This is a genomic window from Streptomyces sp. SM10, assembly GCF_002910915.1.
GTDB lineage: Bacteria > Actinomycetota > Actinomycetes > Streptomycetales > Streptomycetaceae > Streptomyces.
Window position 1 is genome coordinate 41511 of sequence record NZ_NEUF01000128.1, and the last position, 9469, is coordinate 50979.

General features: G+C 73.8%; 9 protein-coding genes and 1 pseudogene. 8 read left to right on the forward strand and 2 right to left on the reverse strand.

From position 1 onward, the window contains the following. Positions 1-675: a response regulator transcription factor gene (locus B9S57_RS20445; protein WP_103517009.1), complete on the forward strand. Its 675-nt coding sequence runs from the start codon at positions 1-3 to the stop codon at positions 673-675. Positions 676-702: 27 nt separating this feature from the next. Here the strand turns inward: B9S57_RS20445 and B9S57_RS20450 are convergent, their stop codons facing one another. Then, entirely contained in the window at positions 703-1815 is a 1113-nt protein-coding gene (locus B9S57_RS20450; RefSeq protein ID WP_103517010.1) for a DUF5937 family protein, read from the reverse strand. 104 nt (positions 1816-1919) lie between these two features. On the opposite strand from B9S57_RS20450, the gene B9S57_RS34540 reads away from it, so the two are divergent. Further along, on the forward strand, positions 1920-2078 hold the full coding sequence (locus tag B9S57_RS34540) for a hypothetical protein (RefSeq protein ID WP_181011416.1): 159 nt from the start codon (positions 1920-1922) through the stop codon (positions 2076-2078). 8 nt (positions 2079-2086) lie between these two features. Here B9S57_RS34540 and B9S57_RS20455 read toward each other — a convergent pair whose 3' ends face one another. Continuing rightward, the gene (locus B9S57_RS20455) at positions 2087-3232 is read right to left on the reverse strand and encodes a low specificity L-threonine aldolase (RefSeq protein WP_103517011.1); all 1146 of its coding nucleotides are present in this window, start codon (positions 3230-3232) and stop codon (positions 2087-2089) included. 166 nt (positions 3233-3398) lie between these two features. On the opposite strand from B9S57_RS20455, the gene B9S57_RS20460 reads away from it, so the two are divergent. From B9S57_RS20460 to B9S57_RS20485, 6 genes and pseudogenes are all read left to right on the forward strand, one after another. Further along, positions 3399-4373 (forward strand): Rossmann-like and DUF2520 domain-containing protein, encoded by a 975-nt coding sequence (locus B9S57_RS20460; protein ID WP_103517012.1) that lies wholly within the window; start codon positions 3399-3401, stop codon positions 4371-4373. Next, positions 4370-5383: a pantoate--beta-alanine ligase gene (gene panC, locus B9S57_RS20465; RefSeq protein WP_103517013.1), complete on the forward strand. Its 1014-nt coding sequence runs from the start codon at positions 4370-4372 to the stop codon at positions 5381-5383. The genes B9S57_RS20460 and panC overlap by 4 nt, the downstream gene beginning before the upstream one ends. Continuing rightward, positions 5380-7143 carry an L-aspartate oxidase gene (locus B9S57_RS20470; RefSeq protein ID WP_103517014.1) on the forward strand — a complete coding sequence of 588 codons (1764 nt, stop codon included), beginning with the start codon at positions 5380-5382 and terminating at the stop codon, positions 7141-7143. Before panC ends, B9S57_RS20470 begins: the two co-directional genes overlap by 4 nt. A 2-nt stretch (positions 7144-7145) precedes the next feature. Continuing rightward, positions 7146-8189: a carboxylating nicotinate-nucleotide diphosphorylase gene (gene nadC / locus B9S57_RS20475; protein WP_103517015.1), complete on the forward strand. Its 1044-nt coding sequence runs from the start codon at positions 7146-7148 to the stop codon at positions 8187-8189. Further along, a complete protein-coding gene (locus B9S57_RS20480) occupies positions 8189-8986 on the forward strand; it encodes a type III pantothenate kinase (RefSeq protein WP_103517016.1) in 798 nt (265 codons plus the stop codon). Before nadC ends, B9S57_RS20480 begins: the two co-directional genes overlap by 1 nt. Positions 8987-9126: 140 nt before the next feature. After that, positions 9127-9469, forward strand: a pseudogene (locus B9S57_RS20485) (hypothetical protein); the annotation flags it as partial.

Genomic DNA, 9469 nt, shown 5'->3' on the forward strand with positions numbered 1-9469 from the left:
ATGGCGATCCGCGTAATGCTCGTCGACGACCAGGCGCTGCTGCGCACCGGGTTCCGGATGGTGCTCGCAGCCCAGCCGGACATGGAGGTCGTCGCGGAGGCGGGCGACGGGGCCGAGGCGATCGAGGTACTGGGCTCGACCGCCGTCGACGTCGTGCTGATGGACGTACGCATGCCCCGGCTGGACGGCGTCGAGGCGACCCGGCGCATCCGCGCGCGGACCGATCCGCCCAAGGTGCTGATCCTGACCACGTTCGACCTGGACGAGTACGCCTTCTCCGGTCTGAAGGCGGGCGCCAGCGGCTTCATGCTCAAGGACGTGCCGCCCGGCGAGCTCCTCTCGGCCATCCGGTCCGTGCACAGCGGTGACGCCGTCGTCGCGCCGTCCACCACCCGCAGGCTGCTCGACCGGTTCTCCCCGATGCTGCCGAGCGGCACGCGGGAACCGGGGCACAAGCACGTCGAGAAGCTGACCGGGCGCGAGCGGGAAGTGATGCTGCTGGTCGCCCAGGGGCTGTCGAACGGCGAGATCGCGGGCCGGCTGGTGCTGTCCGAGGCGACGGTGAAGACCCATGTCGGCCGCATCCTCACCAAGCTGGGCCTGCGCGACCGGGTCCAGGTCGTCGTCCTCGCCTACGAGACGGGGCTGGTCAGGGCCGGCGGCGGGGCGGGCTGAACGGCCGCCTCCGGGACGCGTCACCGGTCACCGCAGCACGCCCTCCAGGAAGTCGCTGCCCAGGCGGGCGACGACGGTCAGGTCCAGGGAGTGCAGGACGTACCGGCCGCGGCGCCGGGTGGTGGCCAGTCCCGCCTTCTTGAGCACCCCCAGGTGCCGGGAGACCTCGGGGGGTGTGATGCCGAGCGAGTCGGCGAGTTCACCCGTGCTGTACGGCGAACGGGCCAGGTTGCGGCAGATCCGCATCCGCAGGGGGTGGGCCAGCGCCTCCATCCGGAGACGGAGCAGCTCGACGGAGGCGGGGGAGGGCAGCTCGGGGCGGTGCACCGGGTAGTGGATCACCGGGCGCCAGCCCGGGGCGTGCAGCACCATCAGATGCGGCCAGCCGAAGCTGGTCGGGATGAGGGTGAGGCCGGTGCCCGCGGAAGAGCCCGTGGCCTCGGTCCGGCCCGTGGTCAGCTTGTCGACGCTGATCCTGCCGGTCTGCTCGTCCAGTGACAGGGCGGCGGAGACCGAGCTCAGAGCCGCTCCGATCCCCCTGTGCCGCAGCACCTCGGTCTTGTGCCGGGCGTCGGCGGCCAGCTGGACCCGGGCCCGCCGCCAGGTGTCGGCGAAGAACGCCTGGTCGCAGTCCTCGAAGAGGCGGCGGACCCAGCTGCGCACCGAGCCGGGGTCGGCGAGGAGCAGCCGGGTGAAGTCCAGCTGTTTCGGTCCCCTGGCCGCGGCCATGTCGAGCGCGCGGGCCCGCATCCCGGGGTCGGCGAGCGGTGAGGGCGCCCCCGTGCCGTAGAGGCTCGAACAGGTGAACTCCAGGGCGGCCGACACGAACCGTTCGTCGTCGAGCCGGTCCAGCATGTCCAGGTCCTCGGCAAGGGTGGCACCGGTCCTGCCGTCCCCGCCGCGCACTCCGGCGAACGGCATGAAGACGTCGGAGAAGGTGTTCCGCCACAGGAACTCCGCCTCGTCGAGCCGGTCCGCGAGGTCCGGCTCCAGGGCCGCGGAGGTCGCGGTCGCCCAGCCGTGCAGGCCGGGGTGGTGTCCGGGCTCGGAGAGCGCATGCAGGGCCAGCCCCAGCTCGGCGAGGGGGGAGGTCTCGAAAACCATGCGCTCGGGGGGCAGGCCCGCGATGTCGATGTGCACGCTCACCCCTCCATGGTGCGGGGTGCGGGGGCCCGAGCCGTCGCCACTTGACCGCAGCCGTCAATCCGCGGGCGGACCTGCCGGGACGGGGTCAGGCTGGATCCATGGACATCGTTCAGCAGCACATGCTCGACAGCTATCGGGCCGCTCGGCACGGTGAGGTGCCGCCCCCGCTGCCCGGCCGCCACGACCGGGAGGTCCTGCGCGGATTCCGCAGGCGCATCCGCGCCTGGACGGCAGCCCACCTGCCGCCCCTGCCCTGAGGCGGCGCCTATGTCAGCCGCGCCACGAACTGCGCCACCGCCTCCTTCACGTCGCCGGCCGTCCAGCCGAGAGCCGGCGCCGCCACCGTGACCTCGGTGAAGGAGAGTCCGGGAGGCCCCGCCGGACCCGCGAACCAGCGGCGGAAGAGGGCCACGCCCGTCTCCTCGGCCTGCCGCACCGACGCCTCGTCCAGCACGTCCGCGGCGTAGGGGAGCCAGACCTGGAACTGGTGGGTGTGCGGCGGCTCGGGGTGCACCCGGAACCACGGCACCGGGGAGTCGGCGAACCCCTCCGCCAGGGCGCCGGCGACCACCTTCGCCTGTGCGACGTACGACGGGAGCCGCGGCAGCTCGCGCTCCAGGCCCAGCAGGGCGGAGAGAGCGGCCGGATGCTGCTGGAAGACCTGTCCGCCGTACCGGTGGCGCCAGGTCCGAGCCTGTTCGACCAGCGTTTCGGGACCGGCCAGCACCGCCCCGGACAGTCCGTCCAGGGACTTGTAGAACGACACGTACACGCTGTCGGCGAGTGCCGCGATCTCCTGCAGTCCGCGCCCGAAGTGGGAGGTGCACTCCCACAGCCGTGCCCCGTCCAGATGCACCACCGCGTCCCGCTCGCGGGCGGCGGCCACGACGGCCTCCAGCTCCTCCCAGGTGGGCAGGACGAATCCGGCGTCGCGCAGCGGCAGCTCCACCATCAGCGTGCCGAACGGCTCGGGGAAGTCCCTGATCTCGTCGGCCGTCGCCTGCCGGGGCGCGCTCGTCGGGTGCACCGTGCGCAGGCCGCTCACCGAGGTGAGCGCTCCGCGTTCGTGCACCTCGGGGTGGGAGAGCGGGTGCAGCGCCACGGTCCGGTCGCCGGTGCGCCCGGCCCAGCACCGCAACGCGATCTGCTGGGCCATCGTCCCGGTCGGGAAGAACGCCGCGGCCTCCATGCCGAGCAGGTCAGCCGTGCGCCGCTCGACCTCGGCGACGACCCCGTCGCCGTAGACATCCGTCCACTCGTCCAGGTCGTGGACGGTGCCGGCGTCGGCCGCCAGCGCCGTCAGACGTTCGGCCAGGGTGTGGTCCGCGGACGCCCGCGCCAGCACCTTCGCGGAGCGCTGCCATGCGGTCAGCCTGCGGTGTCGCTGCTTCTGCTCATCGGTGTCTCCCATGGGACGATCATCACCCGGGCCGCCGGCACCGCCCACCCCGGGTTCTCCCTGCCGTCCGAAGTTATCCACAGGGTGTGGACAGTCGGGGATGAGGCGAAACGCTGGCGTAGCATGCAGAGGAATCGTCCGGTACCCCCCGCGGACTGGAACGGAAGGCCATCGCCGCGTGAATGCTTCAGTTTCCAAGGAAACCCTCGACGCGAGGGACCGCCCCGCCCGCCTCACCGTCGGAGTCGTCGGTGCGGGACGGGTCGGCCCCGCCCTCGCCGCCTCGCTGCAGCTCGCCGGGCACCGCCCTGTCGCGGTGTCGGGCGTCTCCGACGCATCCGTGCGCCGGGCCGCCGCGCTGCTCCCCGACGTCCCCATGGTCACCCCCGCCGAGGTCCTCGCACGGGCCGAGCTCGTGCTGCTGACCGTCCCCGACGACGCGCTGCCCGGTCTGGTCGACGGCCTCGCCGAGACCGGCGCCGTCCGGCCGGGCCAGCTGCTCGTCCACACCTCCGGGCGGTACGGGACGAAGGTGCTCGACCCCGCGCTGCGGGCCGGGGCGCTCCCGCTCGCCCTGCATCCGGCGATGACCTTCACCGGCAGCTCGGTCGACGTGCAGCGGCTGGCGGGCTGTTCGTTCGGGGTCACCGCCCCGGAGGAGCTCAGGCTCGCCGCCGAGGCACTCGTCATCGAGATGGGCGGCGAGCCCGAATGGATCGCCGAGGAGTCCCGTCCGCTCTACCACGCGGCACTCGCCCTCGGCGCGAACCACCTGGTCACGCTCGTTGCCCAGTCCATGGAGCTGCTCCGCACGGCGGGCGTCGGCGCACCGGACCGGATGCTCGGCCCGCTGCTCGGAGCCGCCCTCGACAACGCCCTGCGCTCCGGGGACGCGGCCCTGACCGGGCCCGTCGCCCGGGGGGACGCGGGCACGGTGTCCGCGCACATCAGGGAGCTGCGCGCGCACGCCCCGCAGACAGTGGCCGGATATCTCGCCATGGCCCGCGCGACGGCCGACCGGGCGCTGGACCAGGGCCTGCTGAAGCCGGAGCTCGCGGAGGACCTCCTCGGCGTCCTGTCGGACACCGACGCCGTGCACGGACCGAACGGAACACACGGCCCGGACGACTCCGGGCCGGGGGAGAAGCGATGACCACCGCACCCGCCACCCTGCTGCGCTCCGCCGCGGAGCTGGACGCCCTCGGCCGGGGAGCCGGGGCCCGCCGCAGCGTCGTGATGACGATGGGCGCGCTCCACGACGGCCACGCCACCCTGATCCGAGCGGCACGGACCGCCGCGGGGCCCGGTGGCCAGGTCGTGGTCACCGTCTTCGTCAACCCGCTCCAGTTCGGGGAGGCAGCCGACCTCGACCGCTACCCCCGCACCCTGGAGGCCGACCTCGCGGTCGCCTCGGAGGCCGGCGCGGACGCGGTCTTCGCCCCGGCCGTCGAGGAGGTCTACCCCGGCGGCGAGCCCCAGGTCAGGATCACGGCGGGCCCCATGGGCGAGCGGCTCGAAGGCTCCTCACGCCCCGGGCACTTCGACGGCATGCTCACCGTCGTCGCCAAGCTCCTCCACCTCACCCGGCCGGACGCCGCGTTCTTCGGGCAGAAGGACGCCCAGCAGCTGGCCCTGGTCCGCCGCATGGTGCGCGATCTCAACTTCGGCATCGACATCGTCGCGGTACCGACGGTCCGCGATCCGGACGGTCTCGCGCTCTCCAGCCGCAACCGCTTCCTCTCCGCGGAGGAGCGCCGCACCGCGCTCGCCCTGCCCAGAGCCCTGTTCGCCGCGCGCGACCGGCTGGTCGCCCAGCAGACACTGCACGCCCGCGCCCGGGCGCTGCCGGAGAGCGAAGGCCGGGCCGCCGGGCTCAACCGGCTCGGAGAGGCCCGCGCGGCCGCCGACACCCAGGCCGTCGCGCTGGCCCGGCCGACCGTCGCCCCCTCCGCGGTGCTGGCCGCCGCCCGTGCCGTCCTGGACGACGCGGCCGGGGAGGAGGTGCCGCTCACCCTGGACTACGTGGCCCTCGTGGACCCGGCGGACTTCACCGAGGTCCCCGACGACCGTGTCAGCGGCGAGGCGGTCCTCGCCGTCGCGGCGCGGGTGGGGGCCACCCGACTGATCGACAACATCCCGCTGACCCTCGGAGCCCTCACGTGACCGGAATACGGCTGACCGCCCCCGCCCCCGGCTGGGCCATCGACGCGGACGTCGTCGTGGTCGGCTCCGGCGTGGCCGGTCTCACCACCGCCCTGCGCTGCGCCGCTGCGGGCCTCGCGACCGTGGTCGTCACCAAGGCGCGGCTCGACGACGGCTCCACCCGCTGGGCGCAGGGCGGCATCGCCGCGGCGCTCGACGAGGGCGACACCCCCGAACAGCACCTCGACGACACCCTGGTCGCCGGGGCCGGCCTGTGCGACGAGGCGGCGGTGCGCGCCCTGGTCACCGAGGGCCCCGACGCCGTACGCCGGCTGATCGACACCGGCGCGCACTTCGACACCACCGACACGGGTGCGATCGCCCTGACCCGTGAGGGCGGCCACCACCGCCGCCGCATCGCCCACGCGGGCGGCGACGCGACGGGCGCCGAGATCTCCCGCGCCCTCGTCGGGGCGGTCCGCTCGGCCGCCCTGCGCACCATCGAGAACGCGCTGGTCCTGGACCTGCTCACGGACGCGGACGGCCGGACCCGGGGCGTCACCCTGCACGTCATGGGCGAGGGGCAGCACGACGGCGTGGGCGCCGTCCACGCCCCCGCGGTGGTGCTCGCCACCGGCGGCATGGGCCAGGTCTTCTCCGCCACCACCAACCCGCCGGTCTCCACCGGCGACGGGGTGGCGCTCGCGCTGCGGGCGGGCGCGGAGGTGTCGGACCTCGAGTTCGTCCAGTTCCACCCGACCGTCCTGTTTCTGGGCGCCGATTCCGAGGGCCAGCAGCCGCTGGTCTCCGAGGCGGTACGGGGCGAGGGAGCCCATCTCGTCGACGCGTCCGGCACCCGCTTCATGCTCGGGCAGCACGAGCTGGCCGAGCTGGCGCCCCGCGACATCGTCGCCAAGGCGATCACCCGCCAGATGCACCTCCGGGGCGCCGAGCACATGTACCTCGACGCCCGGCACTTCGGTTCCGCGATGTGGGAGCAGCGCTTCCCGACGATCCTCGCGGCCTGCCGCGCCCACGGCATCGACCCCGTCACCGAGCCGATCCCGGTGGCCCCCGCCGCGCACTACGCCTCGGGCGGCGTGCGTACGGACCTGCGGGGCCGCACGACGGTGCCCGGTCTGTACGCCTGTGGAGAGGTGGCCTGCACGGGCGTGCACGGCGCGAACCGGCTGGCGTCCAACTCCCTCCTGGAGGGTTTGGTCTTCGCCGAGCGCATCGCGGCCGACATCGTGGAGGGCCCCCGCGCCGAGCCCCGCCGTGCGCCTGCCGAGGACGCCGCCGGAGCCCCCACCGTCCCCCTGCTGACCGCGGAGTCCCGGATCTCGATCCAGCGGATCATGAGCAGGGGCGCCGGAGTCATCCGGTCCGCCGACAGCCTCACCACCGCGGCCGGCGAGCTGGAGGCCCTCCAGCGGGCCGCGGCCGCCGCCGAGGAGGAGGGTCCCAAGGACGCCGTGCCCGGGGTGGACGCGTGGGAGGCCACCAACCTGCTCCTCGTCTCGAGGGTCCTGGTCGCCGCCGCCCGGAAGCGTGAGGAGACCCGCGGCTGCCACTGGCGCGAGGACCGGCCCGACCGCGACGACGCCGCCTGGCGCCGCCACCTCGTCGTACGCGTCACGCCGGAGCGGCAGCCCGTCGTCCGCGCGACGGACGGTGCCGCGTTCCCGCCCGTACGCCCCGGGGACCCCGCGGACCCCGTGGTCACAGCACCGCCCACCCGTCTTCGCACCGACCCCGCCGACGCCCCCGAGGAGCCGTAACCGTGAGCACGCCCGAAGAGAATCCGCGCCCCACGCCCGTGGACGTACCGCTGATCCACATCGGCGCACCCGCCGAGTCCGGGGGCTGCGGCGACGGCTGCGGCTGCGGTGACGGCTACGACCCCGACGGCCTGGAGTGCGGCCTCGACCCCGCCCTGGCCCAGCTCCTGGCCGACGCCGGGCTGGACCCCGTCCAGGTCGAGGACATCGCCCACGTCGCGATCGAGGAGGACCTCGACGGGGGCGAGGACGTCACCACCGTGGCGACCGTCCCTGAGGACTCCGTCGCCACCGGCGACTTCACCGCGCGTGAGGCGGGCGTCGTCGCCGGTCTGCGCGTCGCCGAGGCGGTCCTCTCCATCGTCTGCACCGACGAGTTCGAGGTGGAGCGCCACGTCGAGGACGGCGACCGCGTCGCCGCCGGCCAGAAGCTGCTCACGGTCACCACCCGCACGCGTGACCTGCTCACCGGTGAGCGCAGCGCACTCAACCTGCTCTGCAGGCTCTCCGGGATCGCGACCGCGACCCGTGCCTGGGCCGATGTCCTCGAAGGCACGAAGGCGGCGGTCCGCGACACCCGTAAGACCACCCCGGGGCTGCGCGCGCTGGAGAAGTACGCGGTGCGCTGCGGCGGCGGGGTCAACCACCGGATGTCGCTCGTGGACGCGGCGCTGGTCAAGGACAACCACGTGATCGCGGCAGGAGGCGTGGCCGAGGCCTTCCGGCGGGTCAGGAAGGCCTGTCCCGAGCTCGCGATCGAGGTCGAGGTCGACACCCTGGAGCAGGTCCGCGAGGTCCTCGACGCCGGCGCCGACCTGATCCTCCTGGACAACTTCACGCCCTCCGGGACCGCCGAGGCGGTCGCCCTCGTCGGCGGCCGCGCGGCGCTGGAGTCCTCGGGCCGGCTCACCCTCGACTCCGCCCGCGCCTACGCGGAGGCGGGCGTCGACTACCTGGCGGTCGGAGCGCTCACGCACTCCTCGCCGATCCTCGACATCGGCCTGGACTTCCGTGAGGCGGCGCAGACCGACGGGGCCGACGCCTGATGCTGCTCACCATCGACGTCGGCAACTCCCACACCGTCCTCGGGCTCTTCGACGGCGAGGAGATCGTCGAGCACTGGCGGATCTCCACCGACGCCCGCCGCACCGCCGACGAGCTGGCCGTGCTGCTCCAGGGCCTGATGGGCATGCACCCGCTGCTCGGCGTCGAACTCGGCGACGGCATCGAGGGCATCGCGATCTGCTCGACCGTCCCGGCCGTACTGCACGAGCTCCGGGAGGTCACCCGCCGGTACTACGGCGACGTTCCCGCGGTCCTCGTGGAGCCGGGTGTGAAGACCGGGGTGCCGGTCCTGACCGACAACCCGAAGGAGGTGGGCGCGGACCGCATCATCAACGCGGTCGCCGCCGTCGAGCTCTACGGCGGCCCGGCCATCGTCGTCGACCTCGGCACGGCCACCACCTTCGACGCGGTATCGGCGCGCGGTGAGTACACGGGCGGGGTGATCGCGCCGGGCATCGAGATCTCGGTGGAGGCCCTCGGGGTCAAGGGGGCCCAGCTCCGCAAGATCGAGCTGGCCAGGCCGCGCAGCGTCATCGGCAAGAACACCGTCGAGGCCATGCAGTCCGGCATCGTGTACGGCTTCGCGGGCCAGATCGACGGCGTGGTCGAGCGCATGAAGAAGGAGCTGTCGGCCGACCCGGACGAGGTCACCGTCATCGCGACCGGGGGCCTTGCTCCGATGGTGTTGGGGGAGTCCTCCGTCATCGACGAGCACGAGCCCTGGCTGACGCTCATCGGGCTGCGCCTCGTGTACGAGCGCAACATGGCCCGGCTGTAGGGCGCGCCTGCGGTCACCTGCGGGAACAGCCCGGCGGCGAGGCGTCCTGCGCCGCGCCGCCGGGCGGTTAGTTAAGCGGATTTTGTCCATTTAGCACGTATTGTCGCGTCATGCCCACGCCCTACGGATCACGCGGCGGCATGGCGTTCAGCGCGGACGAGCTCCGGGTGCTCCGACGTGCCCTCGCCAACGCCCTCCACCCCACGCCCCTGCCGGAAGAGGATGTCCAGGACTGCCTGCGCCTGGCGGGCGCGGTGGACGAGGTGGTGAGTGAGGCGGGCCGGCTGCGCGCCTTCCTCCTCGCCGATCTCGCCCGCTACCGCGACGCCCTCCCCGGCTCGCTCAGCGGCTATCTGGAGCTCCTCCAGGACGCCCTCGCGGCCGGTTACGACCCCCGCCCCGACGACCTCGCGGCCCTGCGTGCCCTGCGTGCCGGGCCGGTCGCGGCGGCGCTCCTGGAGCGCTGCCAGGTGCTCGCCGAGC